Source organism: Enterobacter sp. N18-03635, assembly GCF_004006055.1.
Taxonomy (GTDB): Bacteria; Pseudomonadota; Gammaproteobacteria; order Enterobacterales; family Enterobacteriaceae; genus Enterobacter; species Enterobacter vonholyi.
The window spans coordinates 2573108-2594679 of the sequence record NZ_CP034769.1; the positions used below are offsets into that span (position 1 = coordinate 2573108).

Below are 21572 nucleotides of genomic sequence, written 5' to 3' on the forward strand. Positions count from 1 at the left end.
CTGCTTTGATGGCCGCGTAGTATATCTGCTTATACCATTACAAGAAAGGCTTTACGTCACCCACGCCTTCTCGAATCACTTCCGGCGCATCTTCGGTTAAGTCGACCACGGTAGTGGGCTGCTGGCCGAGATAGCCGCCGTGAATAATTAGCTCGACCACCTTTTCCAGACGATCTTTGATCTCTTCCGGATCGGACTCGGTAAACTCGCTGCCGGGCAGCATCAGCGAGGTAGACAGCATCGGTTCGCCGAGGGTTTCCAGCAGCGCCTGCGCTATCGGGTTCGACGGCACGCGCATACCGATAGTCTTACGCTTTTCCTGCAGCAGGCGGCGCGGCACCTCTTTCGTCCCTTTCAGGATGAAGGTGTAGTTGCCCGGCGTATTGTTCTTGATCAGGCGAAACGCCACGTTATCGACGTAAGCATAGGTCGACAGCTCAGAAAGATCGCGGCACATCAGGGTAAAGTTATGGCCGTCCGGCAGCTGGCGAATACGGCAAATACGCTCCATTGCCCCTTTGTCTTCAATTTTGCAGCCCAGCGCGTATCCTGAATCGGTCGGGTAGACAATCACGCCGCCTTTGCGGACGATCTCCACCGCCTGGTTAATCAAACGTGGCTGCGGGTTATCCGGATGGATATAGAAAAACTGACTCATACTTCCCTCTCTTCAATTTGCTGCGGCTGTTCCCAGAGCTGCCAGACCGGCTCAACGCCAGCGGGCAGCCAGAGCTTGCGCCCTAGTTCAATCCACGCGCAGGGCTGATGGAAATCAGAGCCCTGTGACCCAAGCAGGCCGAACTGGCGGGCATAGGTCGCGAGCTGGGCGCGCTCGTTGGGCGCCTGCTGACACTGGGCGACTTCCATCGCCTCGCCACCGCATTCGGCAAAGTGTGCCAGCAGCCTTTTCAGCCATTTAGCAGAAAGATTATACCGGCCCGGATGGGCCAGCACGGCCTTACCGCCAGAATGATGAATCACATCAATAGCTTGTTTTATTGTACACCACTGTGGCGGAACGTATCCGGTTTTCCCGCGCGCCAGATATTTTTTAAAGACATCCGCCATCGTCGTGGCTTTACCCGCCTCTACCAGAAAACGGGCGAAATGACCGCGCGTGACCGCCCCGCCGTTCGCCAGCTTTTGGGCACCTTCCAGCGCGCCCGGAATATGCGCCTTTTCCAGACGCTCGCCGATCATCTCTGCGCGCTGGTTGCGGCGCGTTTTTTGTTCTTGCAAAAAGGCAGTAAGTGCCGGATGGTCTATATCGATGTTCAGGCCAACGATATGAATCTCATGGTTTTCCCAGACCGTCGAGATTTCGACGCCGGACACCAGATTGAGCGCCAGCCCGCTGCGGGCGATCTCGGCGCGCGCCGCCGGTATTGCATCCGTCGTATCGTGATCGGTTATCGCCAGCGTACCGACGCGCATTTCAACGGCACGATGAACCAGGGCTTCGGGTGTCAGCAGGCCATCAGAGGCCTGAGTATGGCTGTGTAAATCATAAATAATAGCGTAGGTGGTATCGCTCAAAGCACTTCCCATAACAGGTTGGAGACATCCGAAACCATCATGATACCGACTTATATCGAAATTCTGAAATCAAGGGTTGACAATACGCCATTGAACTAGTTAACTAGTACGCAAGTTCACACGAGAAAGGTATCTGAAAATGACAGCGCATTTCACTCTGCACGGTTGGTGGCGTACTTCCTGATCTTCGGGCAGTGTCACGCGTCTGCGAAATGCAAACAGATACCCAGCCCGCTTCCAAGCGGGCTTTTTTTTGAACAGAAAATGAGAACAATATAATGCAAACAGCCAAACCTCATCTCGAACTGCTGACCTGCGAGGCGGCCTACCGCCACAACCCGACCGCGCTGTTTCATCAGGTGTGCGGGGCACGCCCGGCAACGCTGCTGCTGGAATCTGCGGACATCGACAGCAAGGACGATCTCAAGAGCCTGCTGCTGGTCGACAGCGCGTTGCGCATTACCGCTCTAGGTGACACTGTCACAATTAAGGCTTTGTCAGACAATGGCGCATCGCTGCTGCCGCTGCTGGATGCCGCCCTGCCGTCAGGCATTGAAAACGAACGTCATCCAGAAATGCGCATTCTGCATTTCCCGCCGGTTAGCCAGTTGCTGGATGAAGACGCGCGCCTGTGCTCCCTTTCCGTCTTTGATGCCTTCCGCCTGCTGCAGAACCTGGTCACCGTTCCACACGATGAGCGTGAAGCGATGTTCTTTGGCGGGCTGTTTGCCTACGATCTGGTCGCTGGCTTTGAAGATTTACCGGAAACCGAGCAGGGCAATCGCTGCCCGGACTATTGTTTCTATCTGGCCGAAACCCTGCTGGTGATCGACCATCAGAAACAATACACCCGCATTCAGGCCAGCCTGTTCACGCCTTCGACCGCTGAGAAAAACCGTCTTGAGCATCGCATCGCGCAGCTTCAGCAGCAGATGACGGAAGCGCCTCCTGCGCTTCCGGTGCAGCGAGTGGAAAAAATGACCTGCGATGTGAACCAGACCGACGATCAGTACGGCGCCGTGGTTCGCCAGATGCAAAAAGCGATTCGCGCCGGCGAAATTTTCCAGGTTGTACCGTCCCGTCGCTTCTCGCTGCCCTGCCCGTCGCCGCTGGCGGCCTACGACGTGCTGAAGAAAAGCAATCCAAGCCCGTACATGTTTTTCATGCAGGACAACGACTTCACGCTGTTCGGCGCCTCGCCGGAAAGCTCGCTGAAGTACGACGCCACCAGCCGCCAGATTGAAATTTACCCGATCGCCGGAACCCGTCCGCGCGGACGACGCGCCGACGGCTCCCTGGATCGCGATCTCGACAGCCGCATCGAACTGGAAATGCGTACCGACCATAAAGAGCTCTCCGAGCACCTGATGCTGGTTGACCTGGCGCGTAACGACCTGGCACGCATTTGCACCCCGGGCAGCCGCTACGTGGCGGACCTGACCAAAGTTGACCGTTATTCGTTCGTGATGCACCTGGTTTCCCGCGTGGTCGGTGAGCTGCGTCAGGACCTCGACGTGCTGCACGCCTACCGCGCCTGCATGAATATGGGCACCCTGAGCGGCGCGCCGAAAGTGCGCGCCATGCAGCTGATTGCCGCCGCCGAAGGGCGTCGTCGCGGCAGCTACGGCGGCGCGGTGGGTTACTTCACCGCCCACGGCGACCTCGATACCTGCATTGTGATCCGCTCCGCCTATGTAGAAGACGGCATTGCCACCGTCCAGGCGGGAGCCGGGATTGTTCTTGATTCCGTTCCGCAGTCTGAAGCTGACGAAACGCGCAGTAAAGCCCGAGCGGTCCTTCGCGCCATTGCTACCGCACACCATGCACAGGAGATTTTCTGATGGCTGACATTCTGCTGCTCGATAATATCGATTCCTTTACCTACAACCTGGCAGATCAGCTGCGTGCGAATGGCCATAACGTCGTTATCTATCGCAACCACGTGCCGGCCCAGACTTTGATTGACCGTCTGGCAACCATGCAAAACCCGGTGCTGATGCTCTCTCCTGGGCCTGGCGCACCGAGCGAAGCGGGCTGTATGCCGGAGCTGCTGACCCGTATGCGCGGCAAGCTGCCGATTATCGGTATCTGCCTCGGCCATCAGGCGATTGTTGAAGCCTACGGCGGCTACGTTGGCCAGGCGGGAGAGATCCTGCACGGTAAAGCGTCCAGCATTGAACATGACGGCCAGGCAATGTTTGCCGGGCTGCCGAATCCGCTCCCGGTCGCGCGCTACCACTCGCTGGTCGGCAGCAACATTCCCGCCGGGCTGACGATCAACGCCTCGTTTGAAGGGATGGTGATGGCGGTGCGTCACGACGCGGATCGCGTCTGCGGGATGCAGTTCCATCCGGAATCCATCCTGACCTCTCACGGTGCTCGCCTGCTGGAACAGACGCTCGACTGGGCGTTACAGAAGCTGGAGCAGACCAACACCCTGCAGCCGACTCTGGAAAAACTGTACCAGGCGCAGACCCTGAGCCAGCAGGAGAGCCACCAGCTCTTCTCCGCCGTGGTTCGCGGCGAGCTGAAGCCTGAGCAGCTGGCGGCCGCGCTGGTGAGCATGAAGGTCCGCGGCGAAAGCCCGCAGGAGATCGCCGGTGCCGCTACGGCCCTGCTGGAAAATGCCGCCCCGTTCCCGCGCCCGGACTATCAGTTTGCCGATATCGTCGGTACCGGCGGTGACGGCAGCAACAGTATCAATATTTCAACCGCCAGCGCCTTCGTAGCGGCGGCGTGTGGTTTAAAGGTCGCGAAGCACGGTAACCGCAGCGTGTCCAGCCGGTCAGGCTCGTCCGATCTGCTCGCCGCATTCGGCATTAATCTCGATATGAACGCCGAACGTTCCCGTGAAGCGCTGGATGACCTGGGCGTCTGCTTCCTGTTTGCGCCGAAGTATCACACCGGTTTCCGCCACGCGATGCCGGTTCGTCAGCAGCTTAAAACCCGCACGCTGTTTAACGTGCTCGGCCCGCTGATCAACCCGGCGCACCCGCCGCTGGCGCTGATCGGTGTCTACAGCCCGGAGCTGGTCCTGCCGATTGCCGAGACGCTGCGCGTGCTGGGTTACCAGCGTGCCGCCGTGGTGCACAGCGGCGGAATGGACGAAGTGTCACTGCATGCGCCGACGCTGGTGGCCGAACTGCGCGACGGTGAAATCCTGAGCTACCAGCTCGAAGCCGATGACTTTGGTTTAACTCCGTATCACCAGGAAGCGCTGGCAGGCGGTACCCCGGAAGAAAACCGTGACATTCTGACGCGCTTATTACAAGGTAAGGGAGAGGTCGCTCATGAGGCCGCCGTTGCCGCCAACGTCGCCATGCTGATGCGTTTGCACGGTGAGGAAGACCTGAAGGCCAACGTTCAAAAAGTTCTGGATGTACTGCGCTCCGGTGCAGCTTACGATCGCGTTACCGCACTTGCGGCAAGAGGGTAAAGAATGCAGACCGTTTTAGCGAAAATCGTTGCCGATAAGGCCATCTGGGTGGAAGCCCGCAAGCAACAGCAGCCGCTTGCCAGTTTTCAGAACGACGTCGTCCCGAGCAGCCGTCGTTTCTATGACGCCCTGCAGGGTGCGCGCACCGCGTTTATTCTTGAGTGCAAAAAAGCGTCCCCGTCCAAAGGCGTTATCCGTGACGATTTCGACCCGGCGCGCATTGCCGGTATTTATAAGCATCATGCCTCAGCCATCTCCGTGCTGACGGATGAGAAATATTTTCAGGGCAGCTTCGATTTTCTGCCGATCGTCAGCGGCATCGCGCCGCAGCCGATCCTGTGCAAAGACTTTATTATCGACCCTTATCAGATCTGGCTGGCGCGCTTTTACCAGGCTGACGCCTGCCTGCTGATGCTCTCGGTGCTTGACGACGAGCAGTATCGCCAGCTCTCTGCCGTCGCGCACAGCCTGAAAATGGGCGTACTGACCGAAGTGAGCAACGAAGAGGAGCTGGAGCGCGCGATTGCGCTGGAAGCCAAAGTGGTTGGCATCAACAACCGCGATCTGCGCGATCTGTCAATCGACCTGAACCGCACGCGCCAGCTGGCACCGCGTCTGGGCGCTGGCGTCACGGTGATCAGCGAATCCGGCATTAACAGCTACGCTCAGGTGCGCGAGCTGAGCCACTTCGCCAACGGTTTCCTGATTGGCTCCGCCATGATGGAACATGACGATCTCAATGCGGCAGTACGCCGCGTGCTGCTGGGTGAAAACAAAGTCTGCGGCTTAACCCGCGAACAGGACGCCCAGGCCGCATATGAAGCCGGAGCGATTTATGGCGGGCTGATTTTTGTGGATTCGTCTCCTCGCGCGGTGAGCGAAGAGCAGGCTCGTAAGGTCATAGCCGCGGCACCGCTCAGCTATGTTGGCGTGTTCCGCAATACGGATATCGCAGAGGTGGTAGTAAAAGCCGACGCGTTATCCCTGAGCGCGGTGCAGCTGCACGGCGAAGAAGATCAGGCCTATATCGATGCCCTGCGCGCCACGCTGGCGCCGCAGGTACAGATCTGGAAAGCGCAAAGCGTTGGCGATACGTTGCCCCCGCGTAACCTGAACCACGTGGATAAATACGTCCTCGATAACGGCCAGGGCGGAAGCGGCCAGCGTTTTGACTGGTCTCTGCTGAACGGCGAAAAGCTGGACAACGTTCTGCTGGCGGGCGGATTAAGCCCGGACAACTGTGTAGAAGCCGCGAAAACCGGCTGCGCAGGCCTCGATTTCAATTCAGGCGTAGAGTCCCAACCGGGTATCAAAGATGCCAGCAAGCTGGCCTCGGTTTTTAAAACTCTGCGTGCATATTAAGGAAGAGAAGATGACGACATTACTTAACCCGTATTTTGGTGAGTTCGGCGGGATGTACGTCCCGCAAATCCTGATGCCCGCGCTGCGCCAGCTGGAAGAAGCGTTTGTCAGCGCGCAAAAGGATCCGGCGTTTCAGGCTGAATTTACAGACCTGCTGAAAAATTACGCCGGTCGTCCGACCGCGCTGACCAAATGCCGCAATCTGACGGAAGGCACGAAAACCACGCTGTATCTTAAGCGTGAAGACCTGCTGCACGGCGGCGCGCATAAAACTAACCAGGTGCTGGGCCAGGCGCTGCTCGCCAAGCGCATGGGCAAAACTGAAATCATCGCCGAAACCGGCGCGGGCCAGCACGGCGTGGCCTCGGCGCTCGCCAGCGCCCTGCTCGGCCTGAAATGCCGCATCTATATGGGGGCGAAAGACGTTGAGCGTCAGTCTCCGAACGTCTTCCGTATGCGCCTGATGGGTGCGGAAGTGATCCCGGTGCACAGCGGCTCCGCGACGCTGAAGGATGCCTGTAACGAAGCGCTGCGCGACTGGTCCGGCAGCTATGAAACCGCGCACTATATGCTCGGAACCGCGGCGGGCCCGCACCCGTTCCCGACCATCGTGCGCGAATTCCAGCGCATGATCGGGGAAGAGACCAAAGCGCAGATCCTTGAAAAAGAGGGTCGCCTGCCGGATGCGGTGATCGCCTGCGTCGGCGGCGGGTCAAACGCCATCGGCATGTTCGCAGACTTTATTGACGACACCAGCGTCGGCTTGATTGGCGTCGAGCCTGCCGGTCACGGCATTGAATCAGGTGAACACGGCGCGCCGCTGAAGCATGGCCGCGTGGGGATCTACTTCGGCATGAAATCCCCGATGATGCAGACCGATGAGGGCCAGATTGAAGAGTCTTACTCTATCTCTGCCGGCCTCGACTTCCCTTCCGTCGGGCCGCAGCACGCCTATCTGAACAGTACGGGTCGCGCGGACTATGTCTCCATTACCGATGACGAAGCGCTGGAAGCGTTCAAAACGCTGTGCCGCAGCGAAGGGATCATCCCGGCGCTGGAGTCTTCACACGCTCTGGCCCATGCGCTGAAAATGATGAAAGACAATCCGGAAAAAGAGCAGCTGCTGGTGGTAAACCTTTCCGGACGCGGTGACAAAGATATCTTCACCGTTCACGATATTCTGAAAGCACGAGGGGAAATCTGATGGAACGCTACGATAACGTATTTGCAGAACTGAAATCCCGCCAGGAAGGCGCGTTCGTTCCCTTCGTCACCCTGGGCGACCCGGGCCCGGAACAGTCGCTGAAGATTATCGACACCCTGATTGAGGCCGGTGCCGACGCGCTGGAGCTGGGGATCCCGTTCTCTGACCCGCTGGCGGATGGCCCAACCATTCAGAATGCGACGCTGCGCGCGTTTGCCTCGGGCGTCACGCCAACCCAGTGCTTTGAGATGCTGGCGGCAATTCGCCAGAAGCATCCGACCATTCCCATTGGCCTGCTGATGTACGCCAACCTGGTGTTCAACCGCGGTATCGATGAGTTTTACGCCGAGTGCGCACGCGTAGGCGTCGACTCCGTTCTGGTCGCCGACGTGCCGGTCGAGGAGTCCGCGCCGTTCCGCCAGGCTGCGATGCGTCACAACGTCGCCCCGATTTTCATCTGCCCGCCGAACGCGGATGACACACTGCTGCGCCAGATAGCCTCTTACGGGCGCGGTTACACCTACCTGCTCTCCCGCGCAGGCGTGACCGGTGCCGAGAATAAAGCCGCCCTGCCGCTGCATCATCTTGTGGAAAAGCTGGCCGAGTACCATGCCGCGCCGCCGCTGCAGGGGTTCGGGATCTCTTCTCCGGATCAGGTCACAGCGGCGATTGACGCGAAGGCTGCGGGTGCCATCTCTGGCTCTGCAATTGTGAAGATCATCGAGAAGAACGTGGACAAACCCGAGCAGATGCTGGCCGAGCTGAAAGCGTTTGTGACGGCAATGAAGGCGGCGACGCGTAAAGCCTGACCCCTCCACCGTCTGGCACCCCTGCCAGACGGTTACCCTTTCTTCCCCGCCTTCAACAAAGTATTACGTCAAAATTGATCCTTTCGATATTTTCGGTGTGAATGGCTTTTCAAACTGTTATGTAAGCGTATGATCTGGACTCTTTTTTATCTTTAATCCTTCTGAGTTCAGAGGCTTATTCATGTCATGGCAATCCTTCAAACAGGCTTACCTGGTTAAGTTCTGGTCACCCGTTCCGGCTGTTATCGCGGCTGGCATTCTCTCTACCTACTATTTCGGCATTACCGGCACCTTCTGGGCCGTGACCGGCGAGTTCACCCGCTGGGGTGGTCAATTGCTGCAGCTCGCTGGCGTGCATACCGAAGAGTGGGGTTACTTTAAACTCATCCATCTGGACGGCACGCCGCTTACCCGCATCGACGGGATGATGATCATCGGCATGTTCGGCGGCTGCTTCGCGGCGGCGCTGTGGGCAAACAACGTTAAGTTGCGTATGCCCAAAAGCCGGATCCGCATTCTTCAGGCAGTTGTCGGCGGTATCATTGCCGGGTTTGGCGCCCGTCTGGCGATGGGCTGTAATCTGGCCGCTTTCTTTACGGGGATTCCTCAGTTTTCGCTTCACGCTTGGTTCTTTGCCGTCGCCACGGCCATCGGCTCTTACTTTGGCGCAAAATTTACCCTGCTGCCGCTGTTTCGCATTCCAGTGAAAATGACCAAAGTCAGCGCAGCGTCTCCGTTAACCCAGAAGCCCTCTCATGCACGCCGCCGTTTCCGTCTCGGAATGCTGGTCTTTTTCGCTATGGTGGCATGGGCGCTGTGTACAGCTCTGAACCAGCCCAAACTCGGTCTGGCGATGCTGTTCGGCGTGGGTTTTGGTCTGCTCATTGAACGCGCGCAGATCTGCTTCACCTCCGCGTTTCGCGATATGTGGATCACCGGCCGCACGATGATGGCGAAGGCGATTATCGCCGGGATGGCGGTCAGCGCCATCGGCATCTTCAGCTATGTTCAACTGGGCGTCGAACCGAAAATCATGTGGGCCGGTCCTAACGCGGTCATTGGCGGCCTGCTGTTCGGCTTCGGGATCGTGCTGGCCGGCGGGTGTGAAACCGGCTGGATGTACCGTGCCGTCGAAGGTCAGGTGCACTACTGGTGGGTGGGTCTTGGAAATGTGATTGGCTCGACGATCCTGGCGTACTTCTGGGACGATTTGTCCCCGGCGCTTGCCACAAGTTGGGACAAGGTCAACCTGCTGAGCACCTTCGGGCCTCTCGGCGGCCTGCTGGTCACCTACGCCCTGCTGTTGGTGGCTTTTTTACTGGTCGTCGCACAGGAGAAACGTTTCTTCCGCCGTGCGGGCGTTAAAACAGAAACGCAGGAGAATGCAGCATGAAAGAAATCGTGCCTGATTATCGTCTGGATATGGTTGGCGAGCCCTGTCCATATCCGGCGGTGGCTACGCTTGAAGCGCTACCGCAGCTAAAGAAAGGGGAAATTCTGGAGGTGGTGAGCGACTGCCCGCAGTCCATCAACAACATACCGCTGGATGCAAAAAACCACGGTTATACGGTGCTGGATATCCAGCAGGATGGCCCAACCATTCGCTATCTGATTCAAAAATGATCCCTAAGGGCCTCGCCAGGGGCCTTTATCGTATTGAATTATAAGACATCTTGATCCACGGCAAAAACGCGATTTTTGACTTAAGTAAAATCTCATTTCCCTTTTGAAGGAGGTTTTCGCGATTTGATGTATTTACGAGCTTTACTGGTTTTCGCCTTATTGATTCCCTTCCATGCGCTGTCCCTGAATTTCTCTTCCACCTTCCTGCGCCTTGATTGTCCGCAAAGAGGACTTGTCGAGGTTATTCTGCACGTCTATGACCATACCCAGGAACGGTGGCGCGGCCATTTTGAAACCGGCGCGGGACATAAACGTGCGGGTGATACCGAAATTATCCCGTTTGCCAACGGCGATATTCTCTTCCATTCCCTGTCCAGCGACGCTTTCAGCTATTTATATGATGGGGAAACGATCCTGAGGCACTGCGTAAAGCTTGATGAGCGGCCGGTTTATCCGTCGTTTTGAAGTGAGCAAAGCAAACTGGCCACCCTGTGGCCAGTTTGACGGGGGATCAGAAACGATAACCCGCAGAGAACATAAACACCCACGGATCCAGTCGCGTGTTGATGCTTTGCTGCTGACCGCCCGCCTTGAAGCGTACGTCCGTATCAATATCCATATACCAGACGGAGGCGTTAATTAACCAGTCGCGGTTAATCAGGTAATCCAGACCGACCTGCCCCGCCATGCCCCACGAATCTTTCAGGCTAAGGTCAGTCAGACCGGCCTCTTTACCGGTATCGTTAAACTTCTCGTCAAAGAAGGTGGTGTAGTTCACACCAGCGCCAATATAAGGGCGCACCTTGCTGCTTGAGTCGCCAAAGTACCATTGCGCCATCAGCGTTGGCGGTAAATGGTGAACCGTTGCAATATCACCGGTTGCGCCCAGACCCACGCGATGACGGAATGGGGTTGCCGCCAGAAGCTCAACCCCCACGTTATCCGTCGCCATCCAGGTAAAGGTTAAACCGAGCTGGGTGTTATTACTGACGTTAAAACCGCCCATACCCAGCACGTTATCCGATCCTTCAGTTGGGCGAACCGTAGCCGAACCGGCACGAATAAAGAATTCGCCTGCTTCATGCGCGTACGCGCCGCCAGAGAGACTGCTTAATACAAGGGCTGCCACCGCTAATTTTTTCATATCCGCTCCATCGTTGTGGTTTTAATCGCGGATGAGAATATACTCACAAAAGGGTAATAAGTGATCTGCCACAGATCACATTAAAACCAGTAACTTAACATTCATTGATCTGGGTTAATTTTTTGTGGCGCGTTCAAAAGCGATAAGTTGTTTACATGTCAATTTTTGGCATTTCACGGTTACAAAATTTTCCCTTTTCCCCCTCTTGCTCTTCCTTTGGCGGCTGGATAATTTATCGCTCTCCCAAATTGATTTGATGCGTTCTTCTTTTGCAGGTGTGCCATGAGTGATATTAACCCGTGCATGACGTGCGGAGCCTGTTGTGCGTATTTTCGAGTCTCTTTCTACTGGGCCGAAGCCAGCGATGGCGGCGGTACCGTTCCGGTTCATCTTACTGAGCCGTTAACCCCCTTTTTGCGCTGCATGAGCGGCACGAACCAAAAGCAGGCTCGCTGTGTGGCGCTACAGGGTGAGCCCGGGGTCTCTACCCGGTGTTCCATCTATGAGGATCGGCCCAGCCCGTGTCGGGAATTTGCCATGTCGGGGGAAGATGGCCAGGTCAACGAAGCCTGCAATCGCGCACGCGCACGCGTGGGATTACCGCCGCTTTACAAAGATATGCTTTTCCATACAAGCCTTGATGCTGCCACAGCAGGTGCATCCGGTGTACAATTGCCGGCTAATTAACACCTGCAATACTCAAGGAGAGTGCATGTCTATCACGGCGAAGTCTGTCTACCGTGACACGGGAAACTTTTTCCGCAATCAGTTCATAACCTTTTTACTGATCGCGTTGCTTTGCGCCTTTATCACGGTGGTGCTGGGTCATGCGTTTTCACCGAGTGAAGAACAGATTGCCAGCCTGAGCCAGGGCGACCATCTTGCCGGTAGCGTGGGGTTGTTTGAGCTGGTGCAAAACATGACGCCGGAACAGCAGCAAATCCTGCTGCGCGCCTCTGCCGCGTCCACCTTCTCGGGCCTGATTGGTAATGCAGTTCTGGCGGGCGGCGTTTTGCTGATGATTCAGCTTGTATCGGCGGGTCACCGGGTCAGCGCCTTACGGGCGATTGGTGCCAGCGCGCCGGTCTTACCTAAGCTGTTTATCCTGATCTTTTTGACCACCCTGCTGGTGCAGATGGGGATAATGCTGGTCGTGGTGCCGGGCGTACTGCTGGCTATCGTGCTCTCGTTTGCGCCTGTGATGGTCGTGCAGGATAAGATGGGTATTTTTACCGCGATGCGCAGCAGCATCCGACTGGCATGGGCTAATATGCGTCTGGTGGCGCCTGCCGTGATCGGCTGGCTGCTCGCCAAAACGCTCCTGCTGTTGTTTGCGCCGAATTTTGCGGTATTAACGCCGAACGTTGGCGCGGTAGTGGCGAATACGCTGAGCAATCTGATTTCAGCGGTGCTGCTGGTCTATCTGTTCCGCCTGTATATGTTAATTCGTCAGTAATCCTGAGGCGGGTGGCATCGCTGCCTCCCGCCCCGCTCAGAAGATGGAATCACAGAATGAAGCAGTTTCTTGATTTTTTACCGCTCGTGGTCTTTTTTGCTTTTTATAAGCTGTACGATATTTATGCCGCGACCACTGCGCTGATCGTTGCAACGGCTGTGGTCCTGATCTATAGCTGGGTTCGCTACCGTAAAGTCGAAAAAATGGCGCTGGTCACCTTCGTCTTGGTCGCCGTATTCGGCGGACTGACTCTGTTCTTCCATAACGATGAATTTATCAAGTGGAAAGTGACCGTGATTTACGCCCTGTTTGCGGGCGCATTATTAATCAGCCAGTGGGTGATGAAAAAACCGCTGATCCAACGCATGCTGGGCAAAGAGCTGACGCTGCCTCAGGAAGTCTGGTCCCGTCTGAATATCGCGTGGGCGGTCTTCTTTATTCTCTGCGGTCTCGCTAACATCTATATTGCTTTCTGGCTGCCGCAGAATATTTGGGTCAACTTTAAGGTCTTCGGCCTGACCGCACTGACCCTTATCTTCACGCTGTTAAGCGGCGTATACATTTATCGGCACATGCCGCAGGACGACAAGCACTGATTAATGACTGACCAGAACGTCAGAGACAGGCGTTCTGGTCTATTCTCTCCGCTGTAAAATCATAGTAGCATCCCGCCTGAAGTCTTCCGTTACGAGTTAAAACAATGACAACAACTAACGCCCCGCAGGGCGAACTGGTTTTACGCACACTGGCAATGCCCGCTGACACCAATGCCAATGGCGATATTTTTGGCGGCTGGCTGATGTCGCAGATGGATATGGGCGGCGCAATTCTGGCAAAAGAGATCGCCCACGGGCGCGTGGTGACTGTGCGAGTGGACGGCATGACCTTCCTGCGCCCGGTTGCGGTAGGTGATGTGGTTTGCTGCTATGCGCGCTGCGTCAAACGCGGCAATACCTCTATTTCAATTAACATCGAAGTGTGGGTTAAGAAAGTCTCTTCTGAGCCGATTGGGCAGCGTTATAAGGCCACTGAGGCCCTGTTTATTTATGTCGCCGTGGACAGCGAGGGTAAACCTCGTCAACTTCCGCAGGCCTGATCGACGAGTAAAAAAAAGCCTCCTTTCGGAGGCTTTTTTTATTCCATCTGCGCCCCGCCGTTCAGGCGGAAAACGATATTCACAATCAATCCGCTGCCCGGCTTGCCTGGCTCATAACGCCATCTGCGCATTGCAGATTTCACTTCGCGCTCAAACATATTGGAAGGCTGAGCGGACAAGATTTCCACGTTATCCACTCGGCCATCCGCAGTCACGTCAAATTTCACCCTTACGCGGCCTTCAATACGCAAAGCCTGAGCTCGAGCCGGATACTGAGGCTGGTTGCGACTCAGCGCGCGAGGACCCGCAGGGGCACTGATTGTCGGCTTAGGCGCGGTTGCGGTGTTATTCATCACCGGACGCGAAGGCGCTGCATTTTCAACCGGCTGGGTCGCACGCGGTTCAACCGGACGTTCCTCACGTTTCGGACGCTCCTCGACCTTCTTCAACGGCTTTGGCTTCGGCTTAGGTTTTGGCTTCGGTTCAGGCTTGTGGATCACCACCGGCGCTTCCTTCGGTGGCTCCGGAACGGGCTCGGGTTCTGGCTCAGGTTCAGCCACCGGCTGTGGTGGTGGAGGGGCAACCTGCGGCGGTTCAAGATCCGTTGGCGAGACCATCGTTACCGAAATCGGCTGCGCGGGCGCGGGCATTTCAATAACCTGATGAACCGAGGTATACAGCAAACCCGCCACAACGGCACCGTGAATCACGACGGAAAGCAGCGTCGACCAGGGAAAGCGGCGAGGTAAATCAAGGGTCATCGAAGTCATATTCATCAACGTTAAAAAACCGAACCATGATTTTAAATGCAAATAGCAATCATATTCAATAAGACACTTTGTTCTGGGGCAACTTTAGCGCCTGAGAGGCCAAAAAAGGCGCAGTCAGATCAGGGTATTAACATTGTTTTTATTTTACATTGCAGTCGTTTGCCCTTTCACATAACGTAACTGACACTTTTACCGGTTAAGGAGCTTCGCCGTGTTTTACGTAATTTACTCTGAAGATGTTGCTGATTCGCTCGAAAAACGCCAGTCTGTGCGCCCTGCGCATCTGGCACGTTTGCAGCTGCTCCAGGATGAAGGCCGATTACTGACCGCTGGCCCCATGCCCGCAGTCGACAGCAACGATCCGGGTGCTGCCGGTTTTGCCGGCTCCACGGTTATTGCTGAATTTGAATCCCAGGAAGCCGCTCAGGCCTGGGCTGACGCAGACCCGTACGTTGCAGCGGGTGTGTATGCAAAAGTGACGGTGAGACCGTATAAGAAAGTGTTTTAAATCAATCGTGTAAATGTAGGGCAGCAAACTAACGTTGCATTGCCCTACTACCTTTTTGAATGAAAAAAGATATAATCCATTCATCTCTTTTACTTAGAAAAGTTTGTTATGGATTATATCTTATTAGTATTATTATTGGCCGTTTGTTTTGCTAATGCTACATTTATCAGAATCAAATCGATTGCGGTGGTTATTGCATTACTGATATTTGCTTTCTGGTTTATATCAAATATGTTTACCGGAAATGGTGTAAATGATGCAGTTTATTATCATCTGAGAAGTAATGTTCACGGGACGTCTATTGATGATATATTGCCTAAAGTTTTTGCAGCCAGCATATTTATTTTGATTTCTATAGCGATAATATTTGCGTCATTCAAATTTCGAAAAAAATTGCCACAGCGCAATGCCACATTCTATAATGTTTTATTTATTTCATCCCTTTTATTTTTCGTTTTTCAATCTAATTGCAGTAAAAAACTTGATTGGTAAAGATAGTTCGACTCTCATCATTGCTTCAAATGAGTCTGTTTTTTGTATCCCTTATGAAACCAGACCATCAGTTAATGAATTATTGCGCGCGAATGCGGCTACTGACCTGGCCCCCAGACAGCAAATAATAGGAACTTATACTAAAAGCGATACTAAGTTCATTTTAGGGAGCCCTGATATCCCATTAGATGTGTTTATAAACAAAACAAATTATAAACTCAACGAGTTATGTACCATTTTCAAAGACTGTAGCTAATTTTTATAATCTGTTGAAAGGCTCCCTCAGGAGCCTTTCAAACCATCAATGCAGCGACGCTAACCTCGCCGCAAATCCGACAAACAGCAGCCCTATTAGCCCGTTCCCCAGCTTTGCCAGCTTCTTTTTTGTTTTCAGATAACGCGTGACAAACGCACCGGAGAAGATCAGGAAGCTCATGTACATAAAGCTTATCAACTCCAGCGTCGTCGCAAGGATCAGGAAAGAAGTGCCGGTACTCTTCGCATTCACGTCAATGAACTGAACGAAGAACGATACGTAGAACAGAATCGCTTTGGGGTTGGTCAGGCTTAACACCAGGGAACGTTTCATGATCATACTGGCAGGTTCGGGGCCGCTCTCATGCGCGTTTTTTTGACGGTTTACCACCGACCAGAGCATTTTGCCCCCCAGCCAGAGCAGATAGAAAGCCCCGAGATAGCGCACGATATTAAACAGTACCGGCGTGGTCTGGATTAATGCCGCGACGCCCGCCCAGGCGAGAAACATCAGCACCGCATCGCCAATAAATACGCCCGTAGCGGCGAGATACCCTTTTTTAACACCGTGACCGATCCCGGTTTTTAGCACGAACAGGGTATTCGGTCCTGGCACCAGAACGATAAAAAACGCGCCAACAACATATGTCCAGAAATTCAGTACGCCAAACTCCGCAAACACTTCTCCCTCCTTTTGCTAAACACAACAGGAACAACGCTGCAAATACGCTATCCCCAAAAAATCAGACGCTATAAAATCAGCGGGCACCAGTTACGGTGCCCTCATGTTTCTCAGATATCCTGGACTGCGAACAGCAACGCATTGCGGTGCCGCGTCAATCCACATTTTCTGATGGCGTGAATACGCATATTGCGGCGGGATTGTGCTTCCAGCCAACGAGCCTTGCGACGACTCACCTGTCGCAACATGCGCCAGCGCCCTACTTCTGTTCTACTGCGCTTCATGTCTACAACTCTTTCTCTAACACTTTTTCTCTAAAAGAAAGGCCATTATAAACCCAACCCGGCAGCAAACCAGCGCTTTTACCTGGCGTTTTTATTTGCCAGATGAATCCTGATGCGTACACTCATAACAATACGCTTTCAAAAGGATTTTTTTACCTATGACAACCTTCTACACCGTGGTGAGTTGGCTGGTCATTCTGGGATACTGGCTGTTAATCGCGGGTGTGACGTTACGCATCCTGATGAAGCGCAGAGCCGTACCCTCTGCCATGGCCTGGCTTCTGATCATTTACATCCTCCCGCTGGTGGGAATTATTGCCTATCTCTCTTTTGGTGAGCTTCATCTGGGTAAACGCCGTGCCGAGCGCGCCCGTGCCATGTGGCCCTCCACCGCGAAGTGGCTGAACGATCTTAAAGCCTGCAAACATATTTTTGCCGAGGAGAACAGCAGCGTCGCCTCCTCACTGTTTAAGCTGTGCGAGCGCCGCCAGGGGATTGGCGGCGTTAAGGGCAATCAACTGCAGCTGCTGACCTCGTCTGACGACGTCATGCAGGCGTTAATCCGCGATATTCAGCTGGCTCGTCATAATATCGAGATGGTTTTTTATATCTGGCAGCCCGGCGGGATGGCTGACCAGGTCGCTGAGTCGCTGATGGCCGCCGCGCGGCGCGGCATTCATTGCCGCCTGATGCTTGACTCCGCGGGTAGCGTGGCATTTTTCCGCAGCCCCTGGGCAGGCATGATGCGTAATGCCGGGATCGAAGTGGTTGAAGCGCTTAAGGTCAATCTCCTTCGCGTGTTTCTGCGCCGGATGGATCTCCGCCAGCATCGCAAAATGATCATGATCGATAACTATATTGCCTACACCGGCAGCATGAACATGGTCGACCCGCGCTTCTTCAAGCAGGACTCAGGTGTAGGTCAATGGGTTGATTTGATGGCGCGAATGGAGGGGCCGATTGCCACCTCGATGGGCATCGTTTATTCCTGCGACTGGGAGATTGAAACCGGCAAGCGTATCCTGCCGCCGCCGCCGGACGGCAATATTATGCCGTTTGAGGAGGCCAGCGGTCATACCATTCATACCATTGCTTCCGGGCCGGGCTTCCCGGAGGACTTGATCCATCAGGCGCTGCTGACGGCAACCTACTCGGCGCGTGAATATCTGATCATGACGACGCCCTACTTTGTCCCCAGCGACGACCTCCTGCACGCCATCTGTACAGCCGCGCAGCGCGGTGTCGATGTGAGCATCATTTTGCCGCGCAAAAATGACTCTCTACTGGTGGGCTGGGCCAGCCGGGCATTCTTCAGCGAACTGCTGGCCGCCGGGGTGAAAATTTACCAGTTTGAAGGCGGATTGCTCCACACCAAGAGCGTGCTCGTCGACGGTGAGCTGAGCCTGGTGGGCACGGTCAACCTGGATATGCGCAGCCTGTGGCTCAACTTTGAAATCACGCTGGTCATTGATGATGCCGGCTTTGGCGGCGATCTCGCGGCGGTGCAGGATGATTATATCTCCCGCTCGCGTCTGCTGGATGCCAGACTGTGGGTAAAACGTCCGCTGTGGCAGAGAATTGCCGAACGACTGTTTTACTTCTTTAGTCCGTTGCTGTAAAACGTGCCCAACGATGTTAAACAGGTAGTCATCATGGAAATGGATCTGAACAATCGCCTGACCGAAGACGAAACGCTCGAGCAGGCCTATGACATTTTTCTCGAACTGGCGGTTGATAACCTCGATCCCGCAGACGTGATCCTTTTTAATCTGCAGTTCGAAGAGCGCGGCGGTGCCGAGCTGTTTGACCCTTCAGAAGACTGGGCTGAGCATGTGGATTTCGACCTGAACCCTGACTTTTTTGCCGAAGTGGTAATTGGGCTGGCAGATGAAGACGGTGGTGAAATTAACGATATTTTCGCTCGCGTCCTGCTGTGTCGAGAGAAAGACCATAAGCTGTGCCATATACTCTGGCGCGAATAATAAAAAAGGCTGCGATTGCAGCCTTTTTTATTTACTCCGGCAATTTATTGCCACAGCGATGACAAAACCGCGCGTCGTGTTCATGTTCACCCTGCTGGCAATGAGGACACTTGCGCTGCTGCTTGCGGCTCTGAAACGCACTGCTCATGTGTGTGGTAATAAGTCCAGTCGGAATGGCAATCACCGAATAGCCAATCAAAATCAGTACGGACGCCACGATGCGGCCCAGCGGCGTGTGGGGAGTAATATCACCATAACCCACGGTCGTGACGGTCACAATCGCCCAGTAGACGGAGGCATTGAGCGTCGTAAAGCCATATTTGGGCCCTTCTATTAAATACATCAGCGCGCCGAAAACAATCATGACGATGGCAATAAACGAGTAGAACAGAATGAGCTGATGCCGTGCGCTGACGATTGCACTCCAGAACACGCGTAATGAGGGCATAAAACGCAGTAATTTCAGAATACGTAATACGCGAATAACGCGCATCGCTCGCCAGGCAAAGACATAGCTCAGGCTGATTTCCGGCCACAGCCACATGACGTAGAGCGGCAGAATGGTTGCTAAATCAATAAATCCCCAGAAGCTGAAAACATATCGGGCCGGGTTGGGCCAGGCTATTACCCGGAGGAGATATTCAGCGGTAAAAACCAGGGTAATCGCCAGCTCAAGCCAGACAAAGATGTGCCATTCGTCAAACGTCAGGTGATATTGCGTCCCGGCACCCGATTCAATAAAGATGACGACCACGCTGAGAAGCGCAAATAAACCGCAAAGACCTTCGAAGCGACGTCCGGATACCGTTTCAGGATCGAATAAAAAATGATAAAGCCGCCGACGGGCTGACGTTAATAAACGCGACACAGTAACCTCGCAAAAAATAAGGGCTGACATCATGTCAGCCCTTGCGATTATAACGGGTCTACTTTCAGGCAGGAAACCGCATGTCGGAAACTGCCTTCCAGAACTGGACGCGTTTTCGCACATTCCGGCCCGGCCATTGGGCAGCGCGTGCGGAAGACGCAGCCCGACGGTGGGTTAATCGGTGAGGGCAATTCACCTTCCAGCAGCTGGATGGTCTTATTCTTTTCCAGATCCGGATCGGGGATTGGCACAGCGGACATCAGCGCTTTGGTGTAAGGGTGCAGCGGATTGTGGTACACCTCGTCATAGGTACCCAGCTCCACGGCGTGACCCAAATACATCACCAGCACGCGGTCTGAAATGTGTTTCACTACGGCCAGGTCATGCGCGATGAAGATCAGCGACAGCCCCATTTCACGCTGCAGCTTCTGCAGCAGGTTAACCACCTGTGCCTGAATGGACACGTCCAGCGCGGAAACCGGCTCGTCGCAGATAATCAGCTTCGGTTCGAGGATCAGCGCACGGGCGATACCAATACGCTGGCACTGGCCGCCGGAGAATTCGTGCGGGTAGCGGTTGATGAGGTTAGGCAACAGGCCGACTTTCATCATCATCGCCTTAACGCGATCGCGCACTTCCTGACGAGACATCTTCGGATGATAGGTCCGCAGCGGCTCGGCAATAATCTCGCCGATGGTCATACGCGGGTTAAGGGATGCCAGCGGATCCTGGAAAATCATCTGGATATCGCTGCGCACCTCGCGCCACTCGTCGGGTTTCATGCCCAGCAGATCTTTACCCAGCCAGGCCACTTTGCCGTCGGTCGCTTTTACCAGACCGATAATGGCGCGCGCAAAGGTCGATTTACCGCAGCCGGACTCTCCGACCACGCCCAGAGTTTCCCCTTCGTACAGGCGCAGCGTAACGCCATCCACCGCTTTCAGGGTCTTCGACGGCTGCCAGAACCACTGTTTTCCGTCTTTAATGTCGAAATGCACCTTAAGGTCAGCAATTTCGAGCAGCACGTTGCGTTTTTCATCTAATGCGTTCATACCAGTTCCTCCTGCGGCTTAAAGCAGGCGCGCAGACGGCCTGGTGCAAACTCTTCCAGCGGCGGAGCGCTGTTACAGATTTCCATCGCGTGCGGGCAGCGCGGCTGGAACGGACAGCCTTTCGGCAGGCGCAGCAAGTTTGGCGGGTTGCCAGGAATGGTGAGCAGGGATTCCCCTTCCGCATCAAGACGCGGCACCGCGTTCAGCAGGCCAATGGAGTACGGGTGAGCTGGCTGATAGAAGACATCGCGCGCTTTGCCATATTCCATCGTTCGCCCGGCGTACATTACCAGCACTTTGTCACAGATGCCCGCCACCACGCCCAGGTCGTGGGTAATCATGATAATCGCCGTGTTGAACTCACGCTTCAGCTCGTTCAACAGGGTCATGATTTGCGCCTGAACGGTAACGTCCAGCGCGGTAGTAGGTTCGTCGGCAATCAGCAGCTTAGGCCGGCAGAGCAGCGCCATCGCAATCATCACGCGCTGACGCATACCGCCAGAGAACTCGTGCGGGAACATGCGCATGCGCTTGCGTGCCTCCGGCATTTTCACCGCATCGAGCATTTTGACCGACTCTTCAAAGGCTTCGGCTTTGCCCAGACCTTTGTGTAGCATCAGGACTTCCATCAGCTGCTCACCAACGCGCATGTACGGGTTCAGCGAAGTCATCGGATCCTGGAAAATCATCGAGATCTGTTCGGCGCGCAGCTTGTTCAGCTCGTGCTCCGGCAGGTTAAGGATTTCACGACCGTTGAATTTCGCGGAGCCCCCAATCACGCCGTTAGCAGCCAGCAGGCCCATTAACGCAAAGGCGGTCTGAGATTTCCCGGAACCGGATTCACCGACGATGCCGAGCGTTTCACCCGCGCGCAGGTTGAAGTTGAGATCGTTCACGGCGGTGACATCCCCGTCCGGAGTCTTAAAGGTGACGCGAAGATCTTTTACGTCCAGCAGAAGGTCGCTCCGCTGCTGCGCCTGTGGCGCGGTTGCCGTTTCAATAATTGTCATGAC

General features: G+C 54.9%; 25 protein-coding genes and 1 other annotated feature. Of the genes, 14 read left to right on the forward strand and 11 right to left on the reverse strand.

Going from position 1 to position 21572, the window contains the following annotated elements; all coding sequences use genetic code 11:
- Nucleotides 1–37 precede the first annotated feature (37 nt).
- Nucleotides 38–658 (reverse strand): L-threonylcarbamoyladenylate synthase, encoded by a 621-nt coding sequence (locus tag ELK40_RS13000; protein ID WP_003856793.1) that lies wholly within the window; start codon nt 656–658, stop codon nt 38–40.
- Nucleotides 655–1536: an RNase AM gene (gene rnm, locus ELK40_RS13005; protein WP_115875441.1), complete on the reverse strand. Its 882-nt coding sequence runs from the start codon at nt 1534–1536 to the stop codon at nt 655–657. The genes ELK40_RS13000 and rnm overlap by 4 nt, the downstream gene beginning before the upstream one ends.
- 160 nt (nt 1537–1696) lie before the next feature.
- Nucleotides 1697–1791: a sequence feature (Trp leader region), on the forward strand.
- Between the two features lie 23 nt (nt 1792–1814).
- On the opposite strand from rnm, the gene ELK40_RS13015 reads away from it, so the two are divergent.
- The 7 genes from ELK40_RS13015 (at nt 1815) to yedF (ending at nt 9970) form a co-directional block, all read left to right on the forward strand.
- On the forward strand, nt 1815–3377 hold the full coding sequence (locus ELK40_RS13015) for an anthranilate synthase component 1 (RefSeq protein WP_063621873.1): 1563 nt from the start codon (nt 1815–1817) through the stop codon (nt 3375–3377).
- Nucleotides 3377–4972, forward strand: a complete 1596-nt coding sequence (trpD, locus tag ELK40_RS13020; protein ID WP_127731303.1) for a bifunctional anthranilate synthase glutamate amidotransferase component TrpG/anthranilate phosphoribosyltransferase TrpD — start codon at nt 3377–3379, stop codon at nt 4970–4972. The genes ELK40_RS13015 and trpD overlap by 1 nt, the downstream gene beginning before the upstream one ends.
- Before the next feature lie 3 nt (nt 4973–4975).
- A complete protein-coding gene (trpCF, locus tag ELK40_RS13025) occupies nt 4976–6334 on the forward strand; it encodes a bifunctional indole-3-glycerol-phosphate synthase TrpC/phosphoribosylanthranilate isomerase TrpF (RefSeq protein WP_127731305.1) in 1359 nt (452 codons plus the stop codon).
- Nucleotides 6335–6344: 10 nt separating this feature from the next.
- Entirely contained in the window at nt 6345–7538 is a 1194-nt protein-coding gene (gene trpB / locus ELK40_RS13030) for a tryptophan synthase subunit beta (protein ID WP_024907111.1), read from the forward strand.
- Nucleotides 7538–8347: a tryptophan synthase subunit alpha gene (trpA, locus tag ELK40_RS13035; RefSeq protein ID WP_045334893.1), complete on the forward strand. Its 810-nt coding sequence runs from the start codon at nt 7538–7540 to the stop codon at nt 8345–8347. Before trpB ends, trpA begins: the two co-directional genes overlap by 1 nt.
- A 181-nt stretch (nt 8348–8528) precedes the next feature.
- Nucleotides 8529–9740 (forward strand): selenium metabolism membrane protein YedE/FdhT, encoded by a 1212-nt coding sequence (gene yedE / locus ELK40_RS13040; protein WP_127731307.1) that lies wholly within the window; start codon nt 8529–8531, stop codon nt 9738–9740.
- Entirely contained in the window at nt 9737–9970 is a 234-nt protein-coding gene (gene yedF, locus ELK40_RS13045; RefSeq protein WP_003856774.1) for a sulfurtransferase-like selenium metabolism protein YedF, read from the forward strand. Before yedE ends, yedF begins: the two co-directional genes overlap by 4 nt.
- A gap of 156 nt (nt 9971–10126) precedes the next feature.
- On the opposite strand, the gene ELK40_RS22725 is transcribed toward yedF, so the two are convergent.
- The 3 genes from ELK40_RS22725 to ELK40_RS22730 form a co-directional block, all read right to left on the reverse strand.
- Complete coding sequence (locus ELK40_RS22725) at nt 10127–10336, reverse strand: hypothetical protein (protein ID WP_164850632.1); 210 nt, start codon at nt 10334–10336, stop codon at nt 10127–10129.
- Nucleotides 10337–10481: 145 nt separating this feature from the next.
- Nucleotides 10482–11114 (reverse strand): outer membrane protein OmpW, encoded by a 633-nt coding sequence (gene ompW / locus ELK40_RS13055; protein WP_127731311.1) that lies wholly within the window; start codon nt 11112–11114, stop codon nt 10482–10484.
- Nucleotides 11115–11228: 114 nt separating this feature from the next.
- Nucleotides 11229–11504 (reverse strand): hypothetical protein, encoded by a 276-nt coding sequence (locus tag ELK40_RS22730; protein WP_164850607.1) that lies wholly within the window; start codon nt 11502–11504, stop codon nt 11229–11231.
- Between ELK40_RS22730 and ELK40_RS13060 the strand changes: the two genes are divergently transcribed.
- The 4 genes from ELK40_RS13060 (at nt 11397) to yciA (ending at nt 13666) form a co-directional block, all read left to right on the forward strand.
- Nucleotides 11397–11801 carry a YkgJ family cysteine cluster protein gene (locus ELK40_RS13060; protein WP_021240310.1) on the forward strand — a complete coding sequence of 135 codons (405 nt, stop codon included), beginning with the start codon at nt 11397–11399 and terminating at the stop codon, nt 11799–11801. The genes ELK40_RS22730 and ELK40_RS13060 overlap by 108 nt on opposite strands.
- 25 nt (nt 11802–11826) lie before the next feature.
- Complete coding sequence (locus tag ELK40_RS13065) at nt 11827–12570, forward strand: YciC family protein (protein WP_033145752.1); 744 nt, start codon at nt 11827–11829, stop codon at nt 12568–12570.
- A 56-nt stretch (nt 12571–12626) separates the two neighbouring features.
- Nucleotides 12627–13166, forward strand: coding sequence for a septation protein A (locus ELK40_RS13070; RefSeq protein WP_025756566.1), 540 nt, complete (start codon nt 12627–12629; stop codon nt 13164–13166).
- A 104-nt stretch (nt 13167–13270) separates the two neighbouring features.
- A complete protein-coding gene (gene yciA / locus ELK40_RS13075; RefSeq protein WP_008502796.1) occupies nt 13271–13666 on the forward strand; it encodes an acyl-CoA thioester hydrolase YciA in 396 nt (131 codons plus the stop codon).
- A 38-nt stretch (nt 13667–13704) separates the two neighbouring features.
- On the opposite strand, the gene tonB is transcribed toward yciA, so the two are convergent.
- Nucleotides 13705–14427, reverse strand: a complete 723-nt coding sequence (gene tonB, locus ELK40_RS13080) for a TonB system transport protein TonB (RefSeq protein WP_127732795.1) — start codon at nt 14425–14427, stop codon at nt 13705–13707.
- Between the two features lie 220 nt (nt 14428–14647).
- Between tonB and ELK40_RS13085 the strand changes: the two genes are divergently transcribed.
- Nucleotides 14648–14944, forward strand: a complete 297-nt coding sequence (locus ELK40_RS13085; protein WP_023327637.1) for a YciI family protein — start codon at nt 14648–14650, stop codon at nt 14942–14944.
- Between the two features lie 793 nt (nt 14945–15737).
- Here ELK40_RS13085 and leuE read toward each other — a convergent pair.
- Nucleotides 15738–16373, reverse strand: a complete 636-nt coding sequence (gene leuE, locus ELK40_RS13090; protein WP_045404924.1) for a leucine efflux protein LeuE — start codon at nt 16371–16373, stop codon at nt 15738–15740.
- A 110-nt stretch (nt 16374–16483) separates the two neighbouring features.
- Nucleotides 16484–16657 carry a YciY family protein gene (locus ELK40_RS13095; RefSeq protein ID WP_086379783.1) on the reverse strand — a complete coding sequence of 58 codons (174 nt, stop codon included), beginning with the start codon at nt 16655–16657 and terminating at the stop codon, nt 16484–16486.
- 158 nt (nt 16658–16815) lie between these two features.
- Here ELK40_RS13095 and cls point away from each other — a divergent pair, with 158 nt between their 5' ends.
- Entirely contained in the window at nt 16816–18276 is a 1461-nt protein-coding gene (gene cls, locus ELK40_RS13100; RefSeq protein ID WP_008502791.1) for a cardiolipin synthase, read from the forward strand.
- Nucleotides 18277–18309: 33 nt separating this feature from the next.
- Nucleotides 18310–18639, forward strand: coding sequence for an HI1450 family dsDNA-mimic protein (locus tag ELK40_RS13105; RefSeq protein WP_006810881.1), 330 nt, complete (start codon nt 18310–18312; stop codon nt 18637–18639).
- A gap of 31 nt (nt 18640–18670) precedes the next feature.
- Here ELK40_RS13105 and ELK40_RS13110 read toward each other — a convergent pair whose 3' ends face one another.
- Genes ELK40_RS13110 through ELK40_RS13120 form a run of 3 tightly spaced genes read right to left on the reverse strand, consistent with a single transcriptional unit; the run spans nt 18671 to nt 21569 of the window.
- A complete protein-coding gene (locus ELK40_RS13110) occupies nt 18671–19540 on the reverse strand; it encodes an ion transporter (protein WP_181899754.1) in 870 nt (289 codons plus the stop codon).
- Nucleotides 19541–19554: 14 nt separating this feature from the next.
- Nucleotides 19555–20559, reverse strand: a complete 1005-nt coding sequence (gene oppF / locus ELK40_RS13115; protein WP_045404928.1) for a murein tripeptide/oligopeptide ABC transporter ATP-binding protein OppF — start codon at nt 20557–20559, stop codon at nt 19555–19557.
- Nucleotides 20556–21569 (reverse strand): ABC transporter ATP-binding protein, encoded by a 1014-nt coding sequence (locus tag ELK40_RS13120; protein ID WP_045404931.1) that lies wholly within the window; start codon nt 21567–21569, stop codon nt 20556–20558. The genes oppF and ELK40_RS13120 overlap by 4 nt, the downstream gene beginning before the upstream one ends.
- Nucleotides 21570–21572: the final 3 nt, after the last annotated feature.